This window comes from Candidatus Eremiobacterota bacterium (assembly GCA_031082125.1).
Taxonomy (GTDB): Bacteria; Vulcanimicrobiota; CADAWZ01; order CADAWZ01; family Ess09-12; genus Ess09-12.
In genome coordinates, this window is the sequence record JAVHLM010000011.1 from 159,054 (window position 1) to 184,848 (window position 25,795).

General features: G+C 56.8%; 20 protein-coding genes and 1 pseudogene. 12 read left to right on the forward strand and 9 right to left on the reverse strand.

What is annotated here, in order from left to right; all coding sequences use genetic code 11:
- Nucleotides 1-390: hypothetical protein (locus RDV48_14250; protein ID MDQ7823958.1), on the reverse strand; the 390-nt coding region annotated here is incomplete at its 3' end.
- Here RDV48_14250 and RDV48_14255 point away from each other — a divergent pair.
- The 9 genes from RDV48_14255 (at nt 352) to RDV48_14295 (ending at nt 11,263) form a co-directional block, all read left to right on the forward strand.
- Nucleotides 352-2,448: an HD domain-containing phosphohydrolase gene (locus RDV48_14255; protein MDQ7823959.1), complete on the forward strand. Its 2,097-nt coding sequence runs from the start codon at nt 352-354 to the stop codon at nt 2,446-2,448. The genes RDV48_14250 and RDV48_14255 overlap by 39 nt on opposite strands.
- Before the next feature lie 42 nt (nt 2,449-2,490).
- Nucleotides 2,491-3,405: a DUF2232 domain-containing protein gene (locus RDV48_14260; protein ID MDQ7823960.1), complete on the forward strand. Its 915-nt coding sequence runs from the start codon at nt 2,491-2,493 to the stop codon at nt 3,403-3,405.
- An 82-nt stretch (nt 3,406-3,487) separates the two neighbouring features.
- Nucleotides 3,488-4,027, forward strand: coding sequence for a nitroreductase family protein (locus RDV48_14265; GenBank protein MDQ7823961.1), 540 nt, complete (start codon nt 3,488-3,490; stop codon nt 4,025-4,027).
- 23 nt (nt 4,028-4,050) lie between these two features.
- Entirely contained in the window at nt 4,051-4,707 is a 657-nt protein-coding gene (locus tag RDV48_14270; GenBank protein MDQ7823962.1) for a hypothetical protein, read from the forward strand.
- Between the two features lie 20 nt (nt 4,708-4,727).
- Nucleotides 4,728-6,107, forward strand: coding sequence for a TldD/PmbA family protein (locus RDV48_14275; protein MDQ7823963.1), 1,380 nt, complete (start codon nt 4,728-4,730; stop codon nt 6,105-6,107).
- Nucleotides 6,104-7,414, forward strand: coding sequence for a metallopeptidase TldD-related protein (locus tag RDV48_14280; protein MDQ7823964.1), 1,311 nt, complete (start codon nt 6,104-6,106; stop codon nt 7,412-7,414). The genes RDV48_14275 and RDV48_14280 overlap by 4 nt, the downstream gene beginning before the upstream one ends.
- A 496-nt stretch (nt 7,415-7,910) precedes the next feature.
- Nucleotides 7,911-10,427: an HNH endonuclease signature motif containing protein gene (locus RDV48_14285; GenBank protein ID MDQ7823965.1), complete on the forward strand. Its 2,517-nt coding sequence runs from the start codon at nt 7,911-7,913 to the stop codon at nt 10,425-10,427.
- A gap of 117 nt (nt 10,428-10,544) precedes the next feature.
- Nucleotides 10,545-11,081, forward strand: a complete 537-nt coding sequence (locus RDV48_14290; protein MDQ7823966.1) for a type II toxin-antitoxin system VapC family toxin — start codon at nt 10,545-10,547, stop codon at nt 11,079-11,081.
- Complete coding sequence (locus RDV48_14295) at nt 11,078-11,263, forward strand: hypothetical protein (GenBank protein ID MDQ7823967.1); 186 nt, start codon at nt 11,078-11,080, stop codon at nt 11,261-11,263. The genes RDV48_14290 and RDV48_14295 overlap by 4 nt, the downstream gene beginning before the upstream one ends.
- Nucleotides 11,264-11,396: 133 nt before the next feature.
- Here the strand turns inward: RDV48_14295 and RDV48_14300 are convergent, their stop codons facing one another.
- Nucleotides 11,397-13,487 (reverse strand): CocE/NonD family hydrolase, encoded by a 2,091-nt coding sequence (locus tag RDV48_14300; GenBank protein MDQ7823968.1) that lies wholly within the window; start codon nt 13,485-13,487, stop codon nt 11,397-11,399.
- A 189-nt stretch (nt 13,488-13,676) separates the two neighbouring features.
- On the opposite strand from RDV48_14300, the gene RDV48_14305 reads away from it, so the two are divergent.
- Complete coding sequence (locus RDV48_14305) at nt 13,677-14,309, forward strand: DUF4178 domain-containing protein (protein ID MDQ7823969.1); 633 nt, start codon at nt 13,677-13,679, stop codon at nt 14,307-14,309.
- Between the two features lie 34 nt (nt 14,310-14,343).
- A complete protein-coding gene (locus RDV48_14310) occupies nt 14,344-14,571 on the forward strand; it encodes a DUF350 domain-containing protein (protein MDQ7823970.1) in 228 nt (75 codons plus the stop codon).
- Between the two features lie 11 nt (nt 14,572-14,582).
- Here the strand turns inward: RDV48_14310 and RDV48_14315 are convergent, their stop codons facing one another.
- The 7 genes and pseudogenes from RDV48_14315 to RDV48_14345 form a co-directional block, all read right to left on the reverse strand.
- On the reverse strand, nt 14,583-16,094 hold the full coding sequence (locus RDV48_14315; GenBank protein MDQ7823971.1) for a polyamine aminopropyltransferase: 1,512 nt from the start codon (nt 16,092-16,094) through the stop codon (nt 14,583-14,585).
- Complete coding sequence (locus RDV48_14320; protein MDQ7823972.1) at nt 16,094-16,309, reverse strand: hypothetical protein; 216 nt, start codon at nt 16,307-16,309, stop codon at nt 16,094-16,096. The genes RDV48_14315 and RDV48_14320 overlap by 1 nt, the downstream gene beginning before the upstream one ends.
- Before the next feature lie 22 nt (nt 16,310-16,331).
- Complete coding sequence (locus RDV48_14325) at nt 16,332-17,687, reverse strand: DUF4178 domain-containing protein (protein ID MDQ7823973.1); 1,356 nt, start codon at nt 17,685-17,687, stop codon at nt 16,332-16,334.
- A 91-nt stretch (nt 17,688-17,778) separates the two neighbouring features.
- A pseudogene (locus RDV48_14330) lies at nt 17,779-17,883 on the reverse strand (thiaminase II).
- Between the two features lie 71 nt (nt 17,884-17,954).
- Nucleotides 17,955-20,492, reverse strand: coding sequence for a S8 family serine peptidase (locus tag RDV48_14335; protein ID MDQ7823974.1), 2,538 nt, complete (start codon nt 20,490-20,492; stop codon nt 17,955-17,957).
- A 230-nt stretch (nt 20,493-20,722) separates the two neighbouring features.
- On the reverse strand, nt 20,723-22,186 hold the full coding sequence (locus RDV48_14340) for a radical SAM protein (GenBank protein MDQ7823975.1): 1,464 nt from the start codon (nt 22,184-22,186) through the stop codon (nt 20,723-20,725).
- 331 nt (nt 22,187-22,517) lie between these two features.
- Nucleotides 22,518-22,916 (reverse strand): PilZ domain-containing protein, encoded by a 399-nt coding sequence (locus tag RDV48_14345; protein ID MDQ7823976.1) that lies wholly within the window; start codon nt 22,914-22,916, stop codon nt 22,518-22,520.
- A gap of 294 nt (nt 22,917-23,210) precedes the next feature.
- Between RDV48_14345 and RDV48_14350 the strand changes: the two genes are divergently transcribed.
- Nucleotides 23,211-25,739 carry an SPFH domain-containing protein gene (locus tag RDV48_14350; GenBank protein MDQ7823977.1) on the forward strand — a complete coding sequence of 843 codons (2,529 nt, stop codon included), beginning with the start codon at nt 23,211-23,213 and terminating at the stop codon, nt 25,737-25,739.
- The last annotated feature ends 56 nt before the right edge of the window (nt 25,740-25,795 follow it).

Consider the following 25,795-nt stretch of genomic DNA (forward strand, 5'->3'; position numbering starts at 1 on the left):
CAGGTGCAGCCACAGGTGCAGCCACAGGTGCAGCCACAGGCAAGGCCACAGGTGCAGGCACAGCCACAGGTGCAGGCACAGCCACAGGTGCAGCCACAGGCAAGGCCACAGGCAAGGCCGCAGGTGCAGGCACAGCAACAGCCGCAGGTGCAGGCACAGGTGCAGCCGCAGGCAAGGCCACAGGTGCAGGCTCAGCCACAGGCTCAGCCACAGGCGCAGGCACAGCAACAGCCACAGGCAAAGCCACAGGTGCAGCCGCAGGCAAAGCCACAGGTGCAGCCACAGGTGCAGCCACAGGTGCAGCCACAGGTGCAGCCCCAGGTAAGACCCCAGGTGCAGGCGCAGCCACAGGTGCAACCACAGCAGCAGCCCCAGACCCAGGAGAGACACCAGGCCCCTGCCGCCCGGCAGCCTTCAGGGGAGAGCTCTTTTCCCTGGACAGGGCTCTCTGCTTCACCGGTAAAACCTGCCCCTCTTGGTGATCAGACATGGAAGCCCATTCCGGGATCATTGCCGCAGGACAGGAGAGCCCTGACGCCAAGAAATGAATCCCTCACGCAGGGAGGCGACATTGCCCTCAGGGAGTGGACAAACCTGAAAGGGGAAAAAGTGAAGGTTCCCGACTCCCCGCAGCAGCAGAGAGCCGCTGCACCGAAGCCTGAGGCAAAGGAGCCCCCTGCTCAGGAAAAAGCCGCCATCCTGCAGGAAAGAGAGCCTTCGCCGAAACCCCAGGTGCCCGGGAAAGATCAGATCCCGCCTGGCAAAAGCGAAGCCACTGACATATACCGCTCGGTCCTTAAGAGTCTCATAGCTGACAAGGAAATTGAGCCATCTCAGCAGGGCGGGCTGTCGCAGAAAGCCAGGGAGAGCCAGACAGAGCAGCCAAAACCACAGGAGCTTCCAAGAGAGCTTCAGCGCCTGGCTCCACAGCCCCCTGGAGCCAGGGAAAATGAGACACCTCAGGATATCAGCAGGAAAGCTCCCTCATCCAGGGAGCAGGTGACGGCTGATAAGCTTGCGGAGCAGGAGGAAACAAGGGCTCCCCAGGCTAAAGATCCTGCCCTTGCCCCCCGCGAGGAGCGGCTTATGCTGAGAGGCTCAGACTCGCTCAGGGAAGCCTTCAGGAAAGAGACGGAACAGGCCAGGAAGCCTTCCGAGCCATCCGAGGCCCCTCCCCGTGAAGAGCCTCTGGAAGCGCCGAGAGCGCCGATCAGCAGCAAGACATCCATACCGGCTGCCAGGGAAAGAAAGACCGACGAAGGCCCGTCCAGGCAGGCCATCGAGGGACAGCAGCGCTCTGCAGGCCAGGGAGCGGAGAAACCCCAGATCATGGCAAGCTGGGTAGCCTCATCGGCCCTTCCCGATGAGGGAAGGCCTTACCTGTCCAGGGGAGCCGCGCATAAGGAACAGGATAAGTTCGCCTCCTTCAGCGATAAACAGATGATAGAGCGCGTCGAGAAGCATGAGAGAGGCTCCGGAGGCCAGGGACAGGAACAGGGCTCCTCAGGTGACGGGCAGGAGCGGGGAAGGTCCCGGTGGTCCTCAATGCCGCAGAATGCCCCGGCAAGGAGCGAGGCCCAGAAATCCCAGCCGGCGCCGCAGCAGGCAGCCGTGGAGACATTCAAGAAAGCTGCCGTGGAAAAGCAGAGGGAAACGGTAACCAGGATAGTGCAGGCGAGCAGGCAGGCGCCCATCAGGCTCACCGAAGAGGCGGCAAAGCACGCCGCCACCTCTATTGAGAGCATCCTCAAGAAATCGCAGAAAGAGACCTGGACAGGCGATGAGATGGCCACCAAGCTCATAGCGCTTCTGATGAAATCCAGCAGCGAATATACTTATGACCACAGCACCCGTGTCATCGATCTCTCGGTAATGCTGGCGAAAGAGATGGGGATAACGGAAGAAGAAACTCTCCGGGATATCGAGGAGGGTGCCATGTTCCACGATATAGGTGAAGTGGAGCTTGATCTGAGGATGGCTCCTCCGCAGGTGAAGTCACGCCTTGCGCACTATATCGGCGTCACCGATCTCAAGAACTGCAGCTTCCTCCATGACATAGGGAAGATAAAGATTCCCGAGGAAGTGCTCTACAAGCCCTCAAGGCTTACCGACGAGGAATACGAGATCATCAAGCAGCACCCCCTGATAGGGGAAGAGATACTGAGACCCATCCCTGCCATGCAGCATGTCCTGCCCGTGGTGCGCCACCATCATGAGCGCTGGGACGGCAAGGGCTACCCTGACGGCCAGAGCGGCAGCGATATCCCACTTCCCGCGAGGATAATAGCCATCACTGATGCTTTTGACGCAATGGTGTCGGACAGGCCTTACAGGAAAGGGATCCCCCTTGAGGATGCCCTGGCGGAGATCAGGAAGAATTCCGGCGTCCAGTTTGACCCTGACCTGGTGCAGGCATTCCTGCAGGTGGTGGATAAGCACTACCGCTGACCCGGCACTTCCTGCCCCCCTCCCCCATAAAGGAGAGAGCCTGTGGATATTTTCCTCGAGGAGCGCACCAGGAGAAGAAACTTCACGAAAAACATCGCCCTGGGAGGCATTCTCACCGGCATTGCTGTCATTTTCACCATTGTGGGAAACCTTTTTGCATTCCTGGACATCCTGCAGTTCCTCGCCGTGACCCCCCTCATCATTGCCGGAGCTTCAAGAGGCCTCGCCTTCAGCGCCAAAGTCACGGCGGCTTCGACGATACTGGTGGGCATCATATACGGCTTTTTCCCTGCAGGGCTCTTCTTCTTTCTTGCCAACGGCCCGCTTGGCCTTGCCCTGGGCTGCCTCTTCAGGGAGAAGGCGGGCCCAAAGGCCATTGTCCTCACTACGATGGCACTGATTGCCCTGAACATCGTGCTTGTTATCTTCATAGGCATAAAATTCATGGGAATACATCTCGAGAAGGAGCTTGTCGAGACGGCTGCGTACTTCCACATGGAGGGGAGCCGCCTCATCAGGCAGTTCTACCTTTTCTGCCCCTCGCTCCTGTTCTTCGCCGCCCTTGCCTACGCCTTTTACATCTGGCTCTTCAACACTTATCTCCTCAAGAAGATGAAGCTCTCATCAGAGAAGCCCCTCTTCCATGATTACCTGGAAATCATGGACTTCCCCCGCTACTTCATCATTATTGTGACAGGCTCCCTGCTGGTCCTGCTCCTCAGCAGCACGCTCAAAAGCGGCCTCGTCCATTTCATAGCACTGAACGTCACCTGCATTTTCTGCATACTTTTCTTCTTCAAGGGCGTCTTCTTTATCAACAGTTCCATGCCCGGCAGGCTCCACTGGAGCCTCCGCATTGTCCTTTTCCTTTTCTCGGTGACGGTGGGAATACCCGTCATTGTCCTGTCGGGAATTGTTGCCACGATGCTTCCCAGGGGGAGGCCTGCCCCACTTTAAAAGGCCCTCTGTGGGAAGGTAACGGGCCCGTCAACAGCAAATAACAAGATACATGCCGCAGGCAGATTGTAAGGAGGAACCTATGGACGTCATCGATGCAATAAAGACCAGGAGAAGCATCAGGAAATTCAAAAGCGACCCGGTAAAGCGGGAGCTCCTCGAGGAAGCTCTTGAGAGTGCCAGGTATTCACCGTCATGGGCAAACACCCAGGTATGGGAGATAATTGTCGTGGAAGATCAGAAGATAAAGGAAGCCCTCTCGGAGACTCTTCCCCCGGGGAATCCTTCAAAAAATTCAGTGAAGGAGGCCCCGGTGGTGCTGGCGGCCTGCGGGAAAAAGGGGGCCTCAGGCTTCTACAAGGGAGCACAGTCCACGGTGCTCGGCGACTGGCTCATGTTCGACGTGGCGCTCTTTCTCTCTACCCTGAACCTCGCGCTCCACGCGAAAGGCCTGGGAATGGTCCATGTAGGGCTCTTCGATATTCCAGAGGCGTCGGAGATCCTTGGCATTCCCGATTCAGTGCAGCTGGTGGAACTGCTGCCTGTCGGCTTTCCCGACCAGGCTCCCTCCGCGCCAAAGCGCAGGGAATCCAGCGAGTTCACCCACTGGGGGCGCTATTGACCAGGAGCCTGAAGGTGACTGCCTTGAAGCATCCCGGACTTGTGGGGGCTTTTCTTCTCGCTGCCCTGGTGCTGCTTCTCCCTTACCCTGCTCCTGGAGCGCCTGCAATGCCCGCCTCCCCAGAAAGCCTCAAGGCGCTTGTCATCACCGGCCTGGCCGATGCGGAGAAAGGCCTCAATGATTATTCGTCGCAGGTGAAGCTCAAGCTTTCGGTGAGCTTCGGCTCCCTCTCGACGCGGCTTGACCTGGACGGCACCTTTTACTATAAGTCTCCCCGGCGCTGCGCCCTCAAGGTGCACAACGGGCCTCCCCTCATCAACAAGTACCCCCAGGTTTTCTCGTGGTGCCTCAGGCGCTGCGACACAGGCCTCTGGAAAGTGAAGGGGCTTAATGACGGCTTTTACCTCGCGGAGTGCACCCCCGGGAAGGGAGAGCTTGAGAAGCAGGAGCTCTGGATTGATAAAAAGGACTTTACCATACCTTATGAAGAATTGAGTTATGCCCGCGAAGGGAAGGTGAAAATCACCTCCACCTTCAGAAATGTGGAAGACTTCACTCTCTACGACACCGTCAAGGCGTCCGTGAGCTTTCCCGCCTCGCAGGTAAAAGCCTATATCCATATGAAGCACGGAGCATGCTCGATAAACAAAGGAATTCCCGAATCGGTCTTCGAAAAATAATGACGCCTCAAGAGAAATCCATGATACAGTCCAGTGAATTCCGAAGCCTTCTCAAGGAGCTCACCTCGCTGCTCTCGGCGAAGATTCCTTACAGCTCGGCCCTTGCAATGGAGAAATCAAGCCTTACCATCACCATTGACAGCAAGTCCCGCTCCATCGAGGAGCGCACCTACGGTACCGGCACAGTCTTCAGGGCTTTCAACGGCTCATTCTTTGAGGAGCTGTCGGTAAACTCCATGACAGGCGAGTCACTGGCAAGAGAGGTAAGGAACTTTCTTCCGGGGCTTTCTCAGGGAAGCAGGGGCGGCCATTACGATGCCGTGAGCTACGGTACCCGTGATTTCCTGACACCCGTCATGATTGATCCGAGGTCCGTGCCTCTCGGGGAAAAGATTGAAAGCCTCGAGAACCTTAAAGAAGTGCTCATGCACCTGGACAGCGCCATCAAGGACGTGCAGGTCTCCTACAGGGAAGCCCGGGAATTCGCAACCTTCGTGGACGGGGGCAGCGACCTTCACCAGGAGATCATCAGGACCCACATAGTCATAGTCGCCTTTGCAAATGCCGAGGGGAAAACAGTATATGAAGCCCTCGCCCAGGGAGGCGCCACGGGATATGAAGTGCTCTCCTTCGACGCCGCCGAATTTGAAAAGCTCAAGGACAATCTCCAGGCACTCTACCGCTCAGATTTCATCACCCCCGGCGTTTACACGGTTATCATGGCTCCGCTGGTGACGGGCATCATCGCCCATGAAAGCTTCGGCCACGGTGTCGAGATGGACCTGTTCCTGAAGCGCAAGTCGAAGGCCCGGCTCTACATGCATAAGGAGATAGCCTCACCCCTCGTGACGATGAAAGATGACCCGTCGCTCCCCGGCTGCAGCGGCACCTATTTCTTCGATGACGAAGGGATCCTATCCCGCCCTGCCTTGATTATTGACGAGGGGATCCTGAAAGGCGGCCTCTCGGACCGGGCATCAGCGGCGGCGCTTGGCGTGCCTGCCACAGGAAATGGCCGAAGGGAAAGCTATGCGAGAAAAGTCTACGCAAGGATGTCCAATACCTTTATAGAGCCCCAGCACGCCAGCATTGAAGATCTTATGAGCCTGGCCGGCGACGGGATTTACATTGACAGCCCTATGGGAGGCATGGAGGATCCCCAGGGATGGGGCATCCAGGTCACGGCAAAGATTGGAAGGGAGTTCAGGAAAGGGAGATTCACCGGGAAGGTCTTTTCTCCCCTCGCCATCACCGGTTATGTGCCCGACCTCCTGAAAAGCATCAGCGGCGTCGGCTCTGATTTCAGGATGTACCCGGGCACATGTGGAAAGGGCTATAAAGAGATGATACCGGTGGGTATCGGGGGACCGCATATTCTCGCGAGGTGCAGGCTTGGATGAAAGAAAAGCTTATTGATCATATCGCGAGGAGCCTGGAAAAACACCCCGACATCTCCCAGTGGTGCGTAAGGCAGCACCGCGAGAAGGAGTTCCAGCTCTTCGCCTCCCGGGAAGCCCCCGAGGAGAAAAGAACGGTCATTACCCAGAGCTTCTCCGTTGACCTTTACTTCGTTGAGGGCAAGCACCAGGGAAAGAGCTCCTTCACAATTCTTCCCCATGAAATCGACGGACTCCCCGGGAAAATTGAGAGCGCCGTCAATTACGCGAAGAAGCTCCCCTGCAACAGGCTCTTCTTCCTGCCGCCGCCGCAGCGTTACAGGAAAGTCGCCGCCTGTGACAGGAGCCTCCTCGCCGACCCTCAGATGAACGCGGAAGCCCTCTGGCATGGCGTCACGAGGCCCTTCAGAGGGAAAAAGCATGAAAAGCTCGCCACCTGCGAGATATTCATCACCAGCGCCGTTTCTAACATCCGCAACAGCAGGGGGCTTGCGGGCTCCTTCGAGGAGACGCGCCTCCTGCTGGACCTTGTCGTAATGGCGCAGGCCGGGGAAAACGAGGCTGAGTCCCACAGCGAGTCCTCAATGCGGACTCCCAGGGATTTTTCACCTGAAGGGGCCGTCAGCGCTCTCACCCTGTCGGCCCGCGAGAAGCTCGGCGCCTCTTTACCGCCCTCGGGGAGCTTCCCCGTGGTCCTCAGCAGGGAAGCGCTCCTCACCCTCTTCACCCCTTTCATTTTTCATGCCTCGGCTGCGGCCTTTGACAAAAGCCTGAGCGTCTTCAGGAGAGGAAAGCCCGCGTGGAAGGGAGGAGCTCTCAAAGGCGAGGGCCTCACCGTCATATCGGACCCTCACATCCCCCTGGGCCTGAAAAGCTTCCCCTTTGACAGGGACGGCACCGCTTCGAAGAAGGTCAGGATCATTGACAAGGGTATCTTCAGGAACATATGGGCACCCTGCGAGCATGCCGAATATCTCAGAATGCCTCCCACGGGAGCCTTTGGCAACACCGTTGTCGCCGCCGGCGAGACGCCCATGGAATCGCTCCTCGCAGAGGGAAGCGAAGTGCTCCATATCAAGGAGTTCTCCCACATGGAGCCCGACGTGACGTCAGGAAATTTCACAGGGGAGCTTCGCCTGGGCTCGTGGCGCTCGAGAGGGAAATCGCGGGCCGTCAAGGGAGGAAGCGTGTCGGGAAACGTGTTCGAGGTCTTCTCGCACGCCCGCTTCGCCCGGGAGCCCTTCTCGATGAACTCCTATTACGGCCCGGTGGCCATAAGGTTTGAAAGCATCGCCGTCTCGGGAGCTTAGGAGTGGGAGGTCCGGTATGAGCGTGAACGTAAAGAGCGTAGAGTTTTTCAGCAGCGGTTGTCTCCGGACCCTCGAACGGCCCTGATTTCCTGGCATCCCTGATGGAGCCGCAGGAATGGGAGCTCCTGCTTGAGGAGATTGAGACTGATCGCTCGAACCGCGCGGTGACCGGGAAATCAAAGGCAGGTCGCCCTCTCTCTCCAGTGGTTTGACAGGCACCTGAAAGCTCCCCTCCCCCCCAGATCATAGCTTCCCCGTTATTTCCATCCCTCTAAAAAAAAGTTCCGCCCGGCAGCAGACCGGATCTGAAACGCGGGGAAACCGGCCTGGTCCTTCACTGACTCTCGCTTCATGGCATTCAGAGTCATTTTTGACCTTTTAACCTCTTCCGGGCCCTCTGGAGGGCATCCTGTGACGGCCTTTTATCCTCTCTGTGATGAGGTTTAAGAGGGGTAACCTGTTTGATGTTTTCTGGCTGATATGCTATGATATAATCATGGATACACATGAGACCCGTTCCGTTGCTGCCCTGTTCCTTCCCGATGAAGAAGAGCTTCTTCACCTCGGTGATTCTCTGTCTTCAAAGGATTACGAGGACATGCTGCTCCTGCCTGAGCCTTATGAGCTTCCCGCAGGGGCCAGCTTCAAACCCGAGCACCTGGTGAAGATCACCAGGGAGGGCCTCATCCCCGAAGCCGAAAAGCTCTCGGAGGAGATCTCATTCGGCTCAATCGACAGGGATGAGCGGGCATCACGGATCGATTTCACCCTCTGCGAGGCAGTACGCGGCCGCCTGGCGCTTGACCTTACACTCGGCGGTCTTCTCATTACTCTGAAACCGAAAGGGGTTGATCAATTAGGGTATCGCTCCATGGGGACCTTCGCCACGGAGCATCTCTCGTTCTCGGGGCGCACCGCGTCGGAGCTGATGCACAATTATGAGCTTCTCAAGTCGCTCCCCCTCACCCGTGAGGCTTATCTCCAGGGCATGATCGCAAAGAGCGCCCTCAGGCACCTCTCGAGGGTCATCACGCCTGAGAATGAGGCCAGGTGGCTCAACATTGCACAGGAGCGCTCCCTGTGCGGCCTTGAGAGGGAAGTGAAGAGGGCCCTCGCGGAAGGGAAGGCCTATGAGGCCACCGGCGCTTCCTCCGGGCGCTCAGGTGTTTCAGGCGGCGGCAGTGAGGGGCATTCTCAGGAAGCGTCCCGCAGCCATGCGCTGGATTCCCAGAGCGGGGAGTGCCCTGATGCTCAAAGCGACGGGCTTGAGGACGAGGGCACGATGATGTATTTCAGCGTGACGCCCTCCCTTGCGCTCACCTGGGACTTCGCCCTCTCCCTCTTCCGGGACAAAGAGCACTATGACGGGCCCCTTGCCGGGTTCGTAGAGGCGCTCATTGCGAACTTCCTGGCATCAGGGAACAATGCTCCGGAGCTTCCGGCTCTCGATAGAGAGGGGAATCGGCCTATATTCTCCCGGGTGCCTCTCTTGAAAAGGCGGATGTGGAATCGCCGCATCAGCGATCCCGGTGAAGTCGCCCGGGAGGCTGGCGAGGGGCGGGGTAACGAGGGTCAGGCCGGCGAAAATCCGTGGTCATCACCCTGGAGCATCTTCTTCCCGTCGTGGCTGGAAGAGTGCCGCATGGGCTGTGAAGCTGGCGCGGTCTCTGCCAGGGCCGTTGCCGGGAGACTCATCAGGGCCGCCTCGATCCGACAGAGGCTCGACGTGGCGATGGGGATGCTGCTCCGGGCGATGGATGCGCGGCAGCTCCAGCGCCTTCTCGGCTTTGAGTTCATCGAGGACTACGCAACTGAGCGCTGCGGCTTCTCAATGGCACAGACCCGCCAGCTCATAAGGCTCGCCGAGGGCTTCCGCCGCCACTCCCTCACCGAAGATGCCTTCAAGAAAGGTGTCATCACCAGGGAGCAGGCACGCCTCATTCTTCCCGTGGTGGACTCCAGGAATGAATCCCAGTGGATTGCATATGCGGTCAGTGTGCCTACCGTTGACCTCAGGGAAGAGGCGAGGCGTGTCGCCAGAATCCTGGAGTATGACTGTTTCGCCGCCCATAATTACACTCTGCTTCCCGGGTTCCGCTACATCACCGACGAGCGGTTTCACAGCCTCTCTTCGGAGGTGCAGGACATCATACGCGATGGGTCGTGGTACACAGGTCTTTCCCTCAATCCCTCGTGGCCTCTCGCAACAGATGACGAGGAGGTCGTCGCTTCCCGCGACAGGCGCTTTGATGCGCCCTGGAAGTATTTCAGCGATGTGGAAGAGATGATGGCCGCCGGGATTTCCATAAAAATTGAAAAAGATTCCACCCTGTGTGCGTGCCTCGGAAACCAGGCACCCCATAGGCAGGGATGCCAGAATCCCCTGTGCTCCTGTCATCAGTCAATGGAAAAGGCCATGGAAGCCTGCACCATTCCCATGGGTGAGAGGCCCGAGGAGGTCTTTCTCAGGGACATCCTCTCGGCAGGGAGCCTCTCAAGAGCTGCCACAGGCATCATGATGATCAAGTTCTTTCTCCCCCGGGAGCTCCATGAGATATGGGACCTTGCAGCCTATGCCTTTCTCGGCCGCCTTGCCCTCGCGGAAGCAGCCGGAACCTCCGATGATTTCCTGAGGGGCCCGGAAGAAAAATTCCTTGCCGCCCTCCTCGCCGACTATCTCAGGACCGAAGGAACTATCAAAAAAGCGGCCCATCATCACAAAATCCTGAAACGGGACCGGTTTAAATGCCAAACCCCGGGTTGCCGCTGTCGGCGGGGCCTCCACGTGCACCACATCATCAGGCGCTCCCAGGGGGGCACCGATGACGAGTGGAACCTCATCGTGCTCTGCGAGGCCTGCCACCTCCACCTCCTCCATGGCCTCAGGACTCTCACCGTGAAGGGCAGGGCGCCTTACGAGCTCACCTTCACCTTCGGCTCCCCATCGGAAGGCACCCCTTTCCTGGTCTATGAAAAGGGAGTCCGGCGGGGAGCTGCGATCCGCGCCGCCTGAGTGCGCCCCATCCTGCTGCTCACTCGTTAACAACACATCAAGGGCAGGCGTCATAAGCCGGCGATCTGTGCAGTGGTCAAAGTGCTTGGAAAATGTGATCTCTGTGCGGGGATAACCATGGGAGCTATTGTTCAACGGATCGTTTTATGCTACACTTTGATCATGGAAAGACCCTCACTCTATCTTGAGACGACCATTATCAGTTACCTTGGCGGCAGGATCAGCCGGGACGTGGTAGTTCTGGCTCACCAGGAGCTCACTCTTCAATGGTGGCACCAGCAGAGAGGCAACTTCGATATGTACACGTCAGAAATTGTGTTTAATGAGGCACAGCATGGCGATAAAGAAGCCGCAGGAAAGAGGGTTGCTTTGCTTGCCGGTATACCTGTGCTGGCGTATACTCCCGATGTAGAAAGGCTTGCACGACGATATTATGAAGAGCTGTCCTTCCCGGAGAAGGCACTTGCGGATTCTTTCCATCTTGCCTTTGCGATCCATTACAGCTTGGACTATCTCCTGACTTGGAACTGCAGGCACCTTGCAAATGAAATACTCCAGAGAAGGCTTGTCAAGCTGAATGAAAGCCTGCAGCTTGCGACACCTCTTATTGTGACTCCCGAAGAGCTTATTGCACTGAGTGAGGAGGAACCATGACCTGGAATGATCCTATTGTCGAGGAAGTAAGAACCGTCAGAAGAGAGATTGAAGCGGAGCTGGGCTTCGACTTTGATTCATTTTCAAAGCACCTTTATGAAATGCAATCCAGGTCACCGAGAAAGCCTCTTGAATCCTCAGACCTGGAAAGCAGGAAAACCGGGAAAAAAGCAGGGGATTGAGCATCTAAGCGACATTATCATATCAGTGCTTTATGCTTCAGGGTCTCTGAGGGTGTCCACCATGGGCAGATTGGTGCCGTCAAATGAGCAGGACCACGGGGGGCGGCCGATGACACTCTGTGACCTCAGCGCCTCACTGGTTGCCCCTCGGGATTGCCCTGCTCCACTTCTTCTCGCGGACCACCTTCCCGTTCTCCAGGAGCTCTCTGGTCTCTGTCAGGTTGAAATTCTTCTCATCGGAAGCCATCCTGAAATGGACCTTGAGAGTGAGCTCCCTGTCCGGCGGTGTGATGGTATAATTCGTCACGGCCTCGTACGTTGCATGGGCCGGGTCGCTGTCGTTCACCTTCCAGGTGTTCTGCTCCACCATGTGGTACGTCGTCTCCCTGATGGTCATCTTCTGGTTGATGCCGCAGGAGTAGACTGCCGCGCCCGTGTCGGGGTTGTACTCTATCTTTGTCTGCCTGCCTTCGTTCTCTTCCTCGTACGAGGCATCGGGCGGCCACTCCTCCTCTTGCGGCTTTGGAAGATCACAGGTTCCCGTGAGGGTGTTCCTGATGACGACGGGGAGCTCGACCCACGTGTCGGCTCCCGGGAAGAGCGTTGTCGAGCCCTTGTACGGAGTGGGCCAGGCCATGGGGAACTGGGCATTGCCGACGGCAAGGCGGATCCTGTGGCCCGGCCTGAACCGCCACGTCGTGTAATGAATTTCCCCCGTGAGCTTCACGGGCTTGCCGGGAATAAGGGGCACCTGCCGGAGCCGCGATTCCCTGTCAGCAGGGTTTATCAGCGTGCCGCTCACCAGCGATACCTTCCCATCGGGCCACACGTCCTCGAGGCGCACGGACCACTGGTAGAGAGGGGCATCGGCCGCCACATTGAGAGAAATCCTGGGAAGGCCGATTATCTCGACGGCTTCCTTCAATGGGGCTGAATCATAAACCAGGCTGCACTCATCGTCAAAGGCCATGTCGCCCGAGGTCTCACCCCACCACCCATGGATGCCGGTCCCCGCTCCTGCCCTGTAAGAGAGCTTGTCGTCGCTCGCTCCCTCCGGCACGGAACTTCCCAGAGCATTCTCCTCCCCGGGATAAAAGCGCTCGCTCTTGATCCCTCCCACGGGCCAGTCTCCGCAGCGCCACTCTCCCGGCACCTTTTTTATCTCCTCGTCGGGCGGGCAGGCATCGCGGACAAAGACCATGAAACGGGGCTCTTCCATGATGCCGTTATCCTCATCCTTGAGCCAGTGGTCCCACCACCTGGCGGCCTTCTCACGCCACTCGTAGTTCGGGCCCGGCACCGCGTCGTGGGGCCACTCGTGCTTCCACGGCCCCAGGTCGGCCTTGACATTCTTATTGGATGAGTTCAGCAGGCGCGGGATCGTGTCGCGGTAGCCGTCAAGGAGCCCCCCGATGATATAGACGGGGACCTCCGCCACGGGCCTGAAGCGGTTAGACTCTTTGCGCCAGAAGGGGCCGTCACAGAGCTTCTCCTTCCATATGAAATGCCATGGCTCCCTGTCAAAGCGGTTCGCGAAGTATTCAGGGGTGATGGCGAGGCTTTCAGGATCGGGAAGGGCGTTGTAGGTGTCTATCATGGCCTCCCAGACGTCGGTATGCATGACGCCGTCGATGAAATGGACATCCTGGTAATAAAGGTCGTCGGCCACGTGGGCTATCAGGATGGCTTTCAATGCCGGGGGCTTCCGCGCGGCCACCATGAAGGAGTTGAAGGCTCCCCAGGAGAGGCCGTACATCCCCACCTTGCCGTTTGACCATTCCTTTTTCGAGAGCTGATTGATGACCTCCACGCCGTCGGAGATCTCTTTTTCAGAGTACTCGGCCTCGGGGAGGACTCCCTCGCTGTTGCCGGTGCCCCGCACATCCACCTTGGCCACGACATAGCCACGCCTCGCAAACCAGGCACCGACGGGATAATCCCAGGACAGGTAGCATAAATCGTCCTTGCGGTAGCCGTTCATCTCAAAAAAGACGGGAAATTTCTCGCCTTGTTCGCCCCTGGGCATCCAGTACGACACTGCCAGCTTTACCCCGTCGGGCATCGTGAGCATCTCCCTCTGGATGGTGAACTCGTAATCAGCCCCTGAAGAGGCGCCTCCATGGGCCCCGGTCTTCAGGGAGGCGGCATGGGGGCAGCCTGCCAGGGATATGAAGAACAGCGAGCACAGAACGGCGATGGAAAGCCTTGGGATTATCCTTTTCATAGATGCTCCTCCTTGGGGAAAGATATGCATGGGCAGGGCCGTTGACGGGGAATCGCCGACGCTTTCTCTCTTTTTGAAAAGAATACACCCGGCCCTGGAAGGAATCCTGCATCCCCCTGCTCCCCTGCTGACAGGAGAGTTCCTGCAGGGAGAGAAATCCTAAAGATCCAGAAAGGGGGGTAAGGCTCGATGAGAAAAATTGAAGCAAGGCACCTGAACTGCCCCTCCTGCGGTGCCCCGATAACGGTTGAGACGGCATACGCAAAGACAGTGGTGTGCCCTTACTGTGATTCCACGAACCTTATTGAGGACAAGGGGCTGAGCCCCGCGGGCAAAATGGCGAAGATATCAAGGGCGCCTTCAATCTTCAGCGTCGGCAGGTCGGGAGCCATAGAGGGGAAAAGGTTCAGGATTCTGGGGCGCCTCAGGTATGACTATGAAGACGGTTTCTGGGACGAGTGGTACCTGAAGTACGAAGATGGAAAAGCAGGATGGATAAGCGAGGAAGAGGGTGAGTGCACGCTCTTCTTCAAGGAGGCCGTGACCGGGGAGATTGACCTGGGAAGCATCAGGGTGGGACAGAAGGTGATGGTCAACGGGCGCCAGGTCTTCATCACGGAGATCCAGGATGCCACTCTTGCCGGCGGCGAAGGGGAGCTCAACTACCGTGCCGTTCCTGGAACGGCAGTAACCCACTATGAGGGCAATGCCTCGGGCACCCTCATATCAATCGAGGTGTGGCCCAGGGAGCTGGAGGTCCATGCAGGACACCCGGTAAGCTATGAGTCGATCCACATGGATGAGACGGAAGGTGAGCCTTAAATCAGGCGGATAATCATAAAGGCGAGGTGATCCCATGAATTTCATGATGATACTCAATGAATTTGTCAAAGATGTCGCGTGGGCCGTGACGGCGGCGATCGCCATGAGCGCGGCGCTTGCCATACTGCTTGCCATTTACAACAAGCTCACGCCCCAGCTTGACGAGATGCAGGAGCTGAAAAAAGGCAATATTGCCGTGGCTATCGTGATGGCGGCAGTAATCCTCTCTTACGGATTTGTCGTGGGAATGATGGTGCGCTGACCCGGGCAGGCTCACTCCCACTGGCTCCAGCCCTCGAGGTAATAGGTGAGAAGCACGGGATTGTCAAGCGTATTGATCTCCGTGCTCACCGGGCTGATGTCATCGGGGAAGGAAAAGAGCGAGGCCAGGACGGCCGGGTTCAGGTAGCGCACAGGCACCTGCAGGCTGATTCTCTCAAGCTTTACCGGCAGAGGCGAGGCGAGGACGAAACCCCATTCGCCGAAAGAAGGCACGTTCACATGGAGAGGCTCCGCAGAGAAGCCGGCGTCCCTCACGGTATTGACTATGCACCAGAAGGCGCTGCGGGCAAAAAAAGGCGAAGTGGCCTGCACCGATACCATCGCGCCCTTGGCGCAATGCTGCCGCACCATCTGGTAAAACTGCGTGGAATAGAGCTTTCCGATGCTCTCATTGTTCGGGTCGGGGAAATCCGCGATTATCACGTCATAAAGGCCGGGATTTCTCGAGAGCCAGGTGAAGGCGTCTTCAATAATCACCTCCATCCTTGCATCGCCCAGTGATCCCCTGTTGAGGCCTGCAATAAGGGTGTTTGTCCTGCAGAGCTTCACTATTTCACTGTCCAGATCGACGAGCGTCACATGCTTCACCCCGGGATATTTCAGGACCTCCCTGGCAGCCAGTCCGTCTCCGCCGCCGAGAATCAGCACCTGTTCCCGGTGAAGAGCCGCGCTCATGGCAGGGTGAACCAGCACCTCGTGATAGCGGTATTCGTCGAGGGAGCAGAACTGGAGGTTCCCGTCGAGGTAAAGCCTCAGGTCTTCACGGTTCCTGGTGAGCACGATCCGCTGATATTTTGTCTGCCTCGTGAGGATAATCTCGTCGGCAAACATCCTGTTTTCGAAAAAGCCTGTGAGGCGGAAGGAATAGAAAAAGCCGCCAAAAAGCAGAAGCACGCTGATGACCGATGCGGCAAAGAGAGGCCGCAGGCTCTGAATTGAATTCCTGAAGAGGTTCATGAAAAGGAAGGCCACGACGATATTGAGGAGCCCGTAAAGGAATGAAGCTTTCATGAGGCCCAGGTGAGGAAGCAGCAGCAGGGGGAAAAGAATGCTCGCTGCGAGGGCCCCGCAGTAATCGACGGCAAGCACCTGGGCCACGGCGGTGTTCAGGCTCCGGTATTCGTTCACCAGCCTTATGAGAAGGGGGATCTCAAGGCCGATAAGGCCCCCCACTATCAAGAGAAGGAGGAAAAAGGCCACGTAAAAGCTGCTTTCCGCAAAAGTATAAACAGAGAACATGACAAGAGAGAAGAAGCCGCCTGCCACGGCAATAAGCACCTGGGCCAGCACAAAGGCCCCCGCCACGTTCTTTTCAATCCGCCCCGATAAATAGGAGCCCAGGCCCATCGCGAAGAGAAATATGCCTATGGTGAGCGAAAACTGAAGGATGCTGTTGCCCAGGAAGTACGAGGTGATGGTGCCTGCGAGCAGCTCATATCCCAGCCCGCATAGGGAAATGACAAAGGTGATGACAAGGAGGACCAGGGGCGTTGTCGGTTTCATTATTTTCCGCCGTGCAGTCCTCCCCCGCTGAAAGAGTGAAAGCCGCTCCTCCCGTGATGGTGATGGCCATGGCGGTAGGAGCCGTCCCTCACCGATTTTCCCGTTTTGTAAAGGGAGGGCACATCAAGGCCCAGGTAGGAATAAATACCCCCGAAGATAAAGAGCACTATGACGACAATCAGCACGATCCTGCTCACTATGGCATACTTGTTCATTGCTCCTCCTGGAACGGGCACGTCAATCGATTTCGGTCAGATCTGAGCCCAGCATCGAGATGAACCCCACCACCACAACGTAGGCAAAAAGTAAAAAGAATATGATGCCGGTAAGAATTGACCATACTGCGGTCACAAGCCCCGGATAGATGAGGACCACTTTCCCGAAAGTGAAGAAGATCGGCGGCGAAAAGGCCTTCTCATAGACTGTGACATGGAATGCCCTGTCCTTGGTGTTTTCGGGCACAATCTGGAGATAATAGGTCCCCTTTTCCCTGGGGACAAAAAGCCTGGTGCACTTTATATCGGCGGTCTTTTCAAGGCCGCTGGACTCAAAGTCGGGATCTTCCTGCCAGAAGGTATGATCGAATGTGCCTACAGACTCCTTGTTCTTATTGAGGACATTGAACTCGCAGTATAGCTCTTCATTCTTCACTTCCGTTTGGATCACCGCCTTGTGCACCGTACCCGGGGACTTCACCTCAAAGGGCCCCAGGATGAGCTCCGGGCTCTTCGGGGAGACGATCTCGTGGTACTGCCGGGTAATCGCCGAGCCGTTGTAGGAGGAGAGCCACCACCCCGCGAGGAGGAAAATAATACCCGCGGCGAGAGTGACCCAGTAAACCTGCATTCCCATCAGCTGAATGGCAAACTCGGCATAACTGGTTTTCCTGGCGGGTGGGCTTTCCTCTTCGTCATCATCGTCTTTCTCGAAGGCGATGGGGGGAATGGCCTCGGTGATGTTGAAGGCCTTGTAGATGTCCCTTACATCCTTCTCCCAGCCCTTGAAATACAGGATCTCCCGGTCGCTCCACTCTATTGAATAGACCGTGTCATTGCCTTTCCAGGCATCAAGGTAATTGACGGTATCACCGACCTTGGCAGCCCAAGTGAGCTCACCCTCAAAGAAGCTCACCACGGCTTTGGAGTATTCATCGACTTTCAGCTCCTGCCCCTCGAAGACCACGTGATAGCTTGATTTTTCAGGATCAGGCGGATCGTCGGGAGTGAATTTCTGGGTGACGATAAAGCTCCAGTCATCCTCCACGATCCAGAGGTAATCCCCCGACTCGGCCAGCAGAAGCCATTCATCCCATTCCTCGAGCTTCACGTTCCGGTAATGGATGCGCCCGATAATCCGGAACTTCCCCTGCTTGAAATCGGCAACGGCTCCCACCTTCAGAGCGCTCTTGGGGGGAAGTATCTCCATTTCCCCGCCTTTCTCTTCTTCTTTGCCGTCCTTCATGGAGAGCGAGGAATCGCAGTGGCTGCAGTAAAGCGCCCTGGACAGCAGTGAGCTCTTCACCTCGAGAGATGATCCGCAGTGGGGACACTTGACCGATTTCGCACCTGTGGGTATCTGTTCCTGGGGCTCCATACCCAAAATTTCTACAGGAGCCCTGGCTTACCCTTTAGGGAGAAGAAACCTTTTCCTTGGCCAGTTTCTGGCTGGCCCATCACAAGAATGAATCCAGTGTGCCCCGCAATAACTCCTGCAGAAACGGTAAAACAAGTATTCTCTGATAGAGAGGGTAATTTTCATCCCAGGCTTCCTGAGTAAAACTCTTTGCCAGGGCTGTGGAGGATGCTGAAATAACGATGAAAAGGACAAGAAGCAGGACGATTGTTCTTCTATAACTGCAAATCATGGATTCACTCCCACGGCGAGCTGCCGGGCGCGGAGCACGGCCTGCTCCGGGTCAACGACGCCTGCTCCCGCCGTGTGCGCCGGGATTCTTCCCCCCGAGAGCTTTGAGATATCGACGGCGGTGTCGCTCAGGATCTGCTTGATCTGCTGCGGGGTGAGGCTTGGATTTACCTGCTTCATCAGGGCTATGACGCCGCACACGTAAGGCGCGGCAAGAGAGCTGCCCATGCCGCTCCCCGGGGCTCCGCCCGGCGCGTTGATGTGCACGCCGGGGGCAAGCACCGTGGGGTTGTAACCCCCGGGGCCCTGGCCGCTCGGAGGCGCCCCGCTGCCGTCAAGGCCGTAATGGGCAAGGCCGTCGTCGCCATAGCTTCCCGCCGTCCCTGAGCTGTCGGAGCCGCTCACGACAATCACGTGATTGCTCATTGCGAGAGCATTGAGATCGGTGCCGGGCTTCACCTCGCCCCATGGCGGCCTGTCCGGGGGTCCTGGATCGCCAGGCCGGTAATTCCCATTGCCGTTCCCTGCGGCTACTACCACGCTCACCCCTGCCTCTGAGAGCCCGCGGGTGACCTCCTGGTATCTCTTGAGAGACTCGGAGAAGGCGCTCCCCGGCCTGTTATGCTCCTTATCCACGTAGCCGATGATCTTTTCCATCTGCTGGCGAACCGTGAGCTTATCGCCCCCGCTGCCCAGGACCGCCTCCCTGATGCCCGGGAAGGCGAAGCTTCCGTCTTCCTTTTTCTCCCCGATTATCCGCAACACGGTGTTCAGGTCTGCAGAGCCGCCGCCGCCGATGGATATGTTGAGGGCGCTCATCTTCTCCTTCCCTGACCGCACGTCCTGGAGAAGGCTCTCAAGGCGCCTGTTGAGAAGGTCAAAGCTCCCTGACTTCGCAAGGAACCTGTTGAGCGATTCGGCATTATCTTCGAGCTTTTCGCCCTCGGGGTTCATGCCCGCCGGGGGTTTTATCAGGGTGTTGAGGTTGGGGAAGAAGTCGGGTCCCGCCTGCTGCATGCCGGTCCCGTTTTTCTCCAGGCCGAATCCCTTTGTCGTGGCCCCGGGCGCCACGCCATGCTCAGCGTTATTAATCTTACCCGACACGCCGAAGGAGTGGCCTCCGCACTGCTGGGCAAACTCATCGAAGTCCACGTCCAGGAAGCCTATATTCTGGCCTTCCCCCGTGATCTGCCTTCCCTGGGCATCGCGCATTTTTGAATTGACGCGCTCCCGGATCACCCTGATCTCGTCGTTGGCCTTACCCTGCTCGACGTCCTTCTCATTTATCCTCTCCCTGTACTCCATCGAGGTGGCTGTGCCGTCTCCCTTGAAATCATACAGGCTCAGCTTCCTGAACAGGCCGGGCTCTCCCCCGTAGACTGCCTCAGTGCAGGTGAGGTTACCTTCTCCGCTCATGCGGTATGTTCTTGACGGGCCTTTCCCCTCCATGGCGCCTGTGAAACCTGGACCGACGCGGAGCCTGTCCCGATAACGGTAGAGGGAGGTAATTTCTCCCGGGATCTTCTTCCCTTCGGCGTCCAGGGTGTCAGCGGCTTTTTCCTGCAGAAGGACCTGCCCCGGGATATCCTTGCTGAACTGCACCATCTTCGAGGATCCGTCCGGCAGTGAAGCCGTGATAACAGTGGACCCGTTGGCGGCAGTGCTCACTTCCTCTTTCTTGCTCCTCCCGTCAGGGTACGTGGTGGTGATCACCGTGGTGCCCTTGGCGGATTTCTTGATTTCTTCGCGCTCCCCTCCGGGGAGAATGTGCACGCCTTCGCCCTGGGAAGCCTTTTCTGCCACTGAGAGGCCGTATTTATATTCCTTATCGGCTTTTGCGCGGGCTCCCTCGTATTCCTTCCTCATGCTCTCTGCCTTTTTGGGATCGACGGGAGCGGGAGCGGGCATGTCATCCTGTTTTGCCGGGGCCGGGGAAGGCTGGCCTGCCCTGGGCCGGGGAGCCGGTGCAGGCGCGGCATCTTTGATCCGGGACTCGCTCTCCTCATCGTCCAGCATCAGGAGGGTGCCGTTGGAGCCCGCCTCTATCCTGGGAGCAAGATCATTCCTTCTCATATTGTGGGAGCTTACTGCCTGAGCAATGGCCCCCGGGACTGCGCTTTTCAGGAGCGACTGCGGAGTCGCGGTGCCATTGGGCTCCTGCGCGGGAGCGGCAAAGTCAGGAGAGCCATCGGTGCCTGCCGTTGCTCCTGGGCCGCTGTGGAAATCAGTGGTCTTTGCTGAAGAGCTCTGCTGCTGTTCCCTGCCGGTGCCACCCGCCATGCGCCAGAGTGCCTTGAATTTCTCAGCGGAAAACGATCCCGGCTTGAATGCCGTACCCGGGCCTTCAGGAACGCTCCCCCTCCCCACCTCGCCGCTTGGCGTGAATTCTTCCTTTCCATTGCAGCCGCTGCCCGCCTCTTCGCCGGGAGCCTGTGACGGTGCACCAGGCCTTTTCTCATAAGCCCTGTGGCTCGTGATAGCCGGTATTGTGCCCTGGTGGCCGGGCACCCTCTGTCCTTCACCTATGGAGCTCATTGAATCACCGCCTGAAAAATAAAAAAACCAGTAGATTCACGTTTCCCTGGCTCTCCTGCCCAATGTCCCTGTCTTTTCGTTCAGTTATCTTTTATATTATTATAAGGCCTCCATATTGCCATTGTATTACTGCAATGTAAATTTTTCTTGAAATGCGAAGACCTTTTTCCCGGCACATGGACAGCGGCACCTGTGTCATGGCTTCAGCGGCCTGTCAGAAAGCGGCTCTTCTAAAGAAGGCGTTCTTCAGGCCTGTTCTCCCCAAGCTTTTCCTTTAAAAGTGTTCCGTTATTTCCATAAAAAGGTTCTTCAAAGGCCTCAAGCTTCCTGATATAGTCCCGGTGATATTTTTCAGCCTGCCTGAGCGCCAGGCCGCAGGTGATCCTGTTCCCGTAGGTTCTCTCCAGAAACATTCTCTTGAAGCTGTAAAATTTCTTGTTGGCTCTCTGCACCGCTCTCTGGAGAACGCTTGGCCGCATATGCATGGGAAAGAAGACAGAATGATGACAGTCGTAATATCTCCAGTCATAGGTAAAGATCCGGTTTTCCTCGACGCACTGAGTAAATACCTCCGATCCCGGCAGGGGGCAGAGTATGAAAAGCTGCATGACGGCCATGCCAAGCTCAATGGCGTGGTCAACGGTTTCTGCCACCGTCTCTTCCGTATCGGAGTCCGATCCGACAATGAACATCCCGTTCACCTTGAGACCGTGCTTTCTTGCCTGCTCCACGGCAAACCGGATCTGCTCGACAGATATGTTCTTCTTCCATTCCTTCAGTGAGCCTCTGCTGATGGACTCGAAGCCCACATGGAGGAGCCCGAAGCCTGCCTCGTTGATAAGGGAGAGGAACTCCTCATCCTTGAAAGTCTCAACTCTGAGCTGCATGTTATAAAGGACATGACGGGGCTTCCCCAGCCTGATCATCTTCCTCAGGAGCTCTTTTGCGCGGTCCATGTCAACGGTGAAATTGTCATCGATGATCATTATGGATTTTCTCTCTTTTATGCCCTTGAGAGCATTTCTGATGTCGTCGATGCAGCAGTCAAGATCCCGGTAGCGCAGCTTCCTTCCCGCAAGCTTGATCACCGTGCAGTATCTGCAGTTGAATGGGCATCCACGGGAGGTATAGACCATGGGAGTATAGAAGAACCTGCTTCCCAGTCCGTTCTTATAGGCTTCTATCCCCTTGACCCTGGAGAAGGTGGCGGGGACATTGATAAATTCATCACTAATCTCCCGGTCCTCATTGTGGACTATGGCCCCATCCTTTCTGTAGGAGAGCCCCTTTATTCCCTCCACGCCGCTGCCTGCATTGAGAGCGGCGAGAAGCTCCAGGAATGTCTTCTCCGCCTCGCCCCGGGCGACATAATCACAGTGGCCGAGCGCCTCGTCGGGCTGAAAGGTGGCGTGGGGCCCTCCCATGATGACGGTTTTCCCGCGCTTTTTCAGGGCATCTGCATACCGGTAGCCCTGATGCGATGAGTTTGTCAATATGGAGATTCCCAGGAGGTCATAGCCCTCAAGCTCACCCATCGAGGGCTTTCTTATCTTGTCGCTGAATATGTCAACTTCATATCCCTCATGCTCGAGCAGGTTCCCCAGCACGGGAAGGCCAAGCCGCGGAATTCCAATCAGCTTGTAAATATTGGGGATATCGGTATCAGGCTCGACAAGGGCAATCCTTTTTATCATGGGAATCACCATGCTCCGGTTTCTTATCAGGATCCAATCTTAACAGATAATGGCCCGCAGTGCAAGGCCCAGAAAAAGGAGATATAGCCGGCAGCATTGCGAAGAGCAGGGCACTCAGCCAGCTCAGCATGGAAAGCTCGACCCTGCGGCCCATCGCCCCCTGTGAGAAATGCAGGAGAGGCTTTCTGCTCTCAAGCTGGTATCCTCCCAGGAGGCGCGGATAAGTAAAGATGAAAACGATGAAGCATGCGATGAGCACCGCTGCCTGCACTAGCTTTCTGCGCAGGGGGAGGCCTCTTTCTGCCGGGGAAGGCACCGGGAAATCAACTGTTCAGTGGCCGATGAGATAATAGCGGTCAATGAAAAACTCCAGCTTTTTAGCGTCCTTGTCACTGATGTTGACGAACTCTATCCCGCCTTCATAATGAAGCCCGGCCGCCGAGTGCCTTTCATCGCACCACACCACGCGCCCGGTTACCTCGAGCGATAAAAGCGCAGGGTGGAGCGCTATCCTGATAGTAAGAATCTCATCAGCGATCAGCATGTGGTGAGAAATAAAGTTCAGCCCCGCGGTGCTCACGTTCTCTGATTTCACCTCAAAGACTGACTCACTCCGAGGGCTGGAGCATTCCAGGGAGAGCACCATTTTGAATCGGCTGGCTTTTCTGCGCTCTGTTCCCGAAAAGACGCTTTTTGCATCGGGTATTCCGCCATATTTTGCAGTACCCATTGATTCGCCCCTTTCCCTGGTTCTCTTACCGCGGCATGGCCTTCATCAGAACTTCAGATAAAGCCGCCGCGTAAAATGCATTCCCCTGTTTCCATTGTAATGCAGCAGCGCTGGCAGATCCTCCCTCATAAGACCTATTTTTACCGTACTGTATGAACTATTCCGGTAGTTCAAAGGACTGAGTGCACCGGTTGAGGGTATTCCTCAGATGTGATGAATATCACAGACTTGTTCCGCAGATTTGCTACAATGAGTGCAAGACCAGAAAGAATCCAGAGGGAAGAAAGGAATACAATGTCAGAGAATACGCGAGAGAGAGATTTGGTGCTTGCCCCGAATGAATATGCCTTTATCCTCGATGAGACCAAGGGCCATGTGATTGCTTACGTGGGCCCCTTCAAAACAAGCCTTGCCAACACCGACAGGCCCGTCATTTTCGAGGAGCTGTCACGGAAGTTCAAGAGATGCAGCCTTGAAGAGGCGATCACTCAGTTCCCCTTCGCCGAGGAGGGGTGGTACATAGTGCTTGAAAACCCGGTGAAGGAAGGAGATGAAGAGCATCCCAAAAGCGGCCCCGCGAGCCTTCCGAGGCTTGCGCCGGGAAGAAAGGTGAACATTCCCGGTCCCGTCACCTTCCCTCTGTGGCCCGGCCAGGTGGCCCATGTCATCCAGGGGCATCACCTGCGCTCAAACCACTATCTCGTGATCAGGGTTTACAACGAGGAAGCGGCGAGAGATAACTGGGCCAAGGCAGTCATCAAGCCCCAGAAAGCCTCTCCCGCGGGGGCACCTGATATAGACAAGGGAAAAGCCGATGATTCCGGCAAGCCGGCAGGCGGCACCACGGTGAAGCCCGATGTGGAGATACCCGATCTCACCATCGGCAAGCTCCTCGTGGTGAAAGGAACGGATGTCTCTTTCTATATCCCTCCCACGGGCATTGAGGTGGTAAGGGATGAAAACGGGAACTACGTGAGAGAGGCTGTCACCCTGGAACGGCTTGAATACTGTATCCTCCTGGACGAGGACGGCAACAAGCGCTTCATCGAAGGCCCTGCCGTGGTATTCCCGAGGCCCACGGAGCGGTTCGTCGAGAAGAGCGGGGCCAGGAAGTTCAAAGCCATTGAGCTGAACGAGATAAGCGGCCTCTACATCAAGGTGATAGCACCCTACAGGGATGAAAAGGGCACGGAATACAAGGTGGGAGACGAGCTTTTCATCACAGGCAAGGACCAGATGATCTACTTCCCGAGGCCCGAGCATGCCATCATCAAGTACGGCGACCAGGAGATCCACTTTGCCGCAGCAATCCCCACGGGTGAAGCCCGGTATGTCCTCAACAGGGTCTCGGGGGAGATCAGCCTGAAAAGGGGCCCCTGCATGTTCCTGCCCGATCCCCGCAAAGAGGTGAACATCCAGCGGATCCTGGAGCCCAAGATCGTGCAGCTCTATTATCCCGGCAACCAGGAAGCCCTGGAATACAACCTGAAGCTCATGGATCTCAAGAGGATCACCAGGAGCGACTTCATTGACACCACGCAGGTAAAGAAGGAGATGGCGGGCCAGGGAGCCGACAAAGGGCGCAAGCCTCTTTCAAGAGGAAGGAGCGAGGCTGAGGAAGCCCCGGACAGCTTCGCGGGCGATGACTTCAACAGGAAACAGGGATTCACGCCGCCCAGGACCATCACCATGGACACCAAGTATGAGGGCGCTGTCTCGATCAACGTGTGGACCGGCTATGCCATCATGGTGGTGAACAGGACAGGAGAGCGCAAGGTCGTAGTCGGCCCCCAGACCCATATCCTTGAATTTGATGAGATGCTCGAGGCCATGAAGCTCTCCACGGGCACTCCCAAGAGCGACGACAACGTCATCAGGACAGTGTACCTGAGGGTCCTCAACAACAAGGTCTCCGATATCGTCAACGCCGAAACCCAGGACCTCTGCCAGGTGAGCATCCAGATCTCATACCGCGTCAATTTTGAAGGAGACCCCGTGAAATGGTTCGACGTGGAGGATTACGTGAAGTTCCTCACCGAGCACATGCGATCCGTTCTGCGCAATGCCATAAAGCACTATGGCATCGAGGAGTTCTATGCAAATTCGATCAAGATAATAAGGGATACCATTCTCGGGACTGCCGGCGAGGAGTCGAAGCGCCCGGGGAAGCGCTTTGACGAGAACGGCATGCGCATCTATGACGTGGAAGTCCTGGGAGTTGGAATCGGCGACGAGGTGATAGCGGGCCTTCTCATGGAGGCGCAGCACTCGGTGGCCCAGCAGACCATCAGTATCACCAAGGAGCAGAAGAACCTGGAGATGACCAGGAGGCTCGAGGAGATAAAGCAGCAGATAAGCGCCGCCCAGTCCGAGACGATGCTGAAGCATATCACGCTTGAGATAGCGGAAGTGGAGAAAACTCTTGAACTGAGCCTCTCGAAAATAAAAAGCGAGGTTGATGCCGCCAACCTGCGCCTCGCCTCGCAGCTTGAGCAGCAGGGCAGGCTCAGCGACATCGCCGAAGCAGAGCTTGACAGGGAGAGGAAGCATAAGGAGCAGGAAATGGAGTTTGCGCAGGAAGCCCTCAAGCAGCGCATTGAGGAGCTCGGCGCCCAGGTGAAGGCAGTAGTCGATAAGGCAGCGGCCGTATCGCCTGATTTCATCGCCGCCCTGCAGTCCTTTGCAGACAAGAGCCTCGCGGAAAAGATGGCCGACACCATGGCCCCGCTTGCGATACTCGGAGGCAAGAGCATCGCCGAGGTCTTCGCCCAGCTTCTGAAGGACACGCCGCTTGAAGAGGTGATAAAGAAGAGAGCGAAGTAACGGCCTGAGGGGAAAGACAGCTGAAAGCCTCGAAGGGGCGGCGGCCGCAAAGGTGC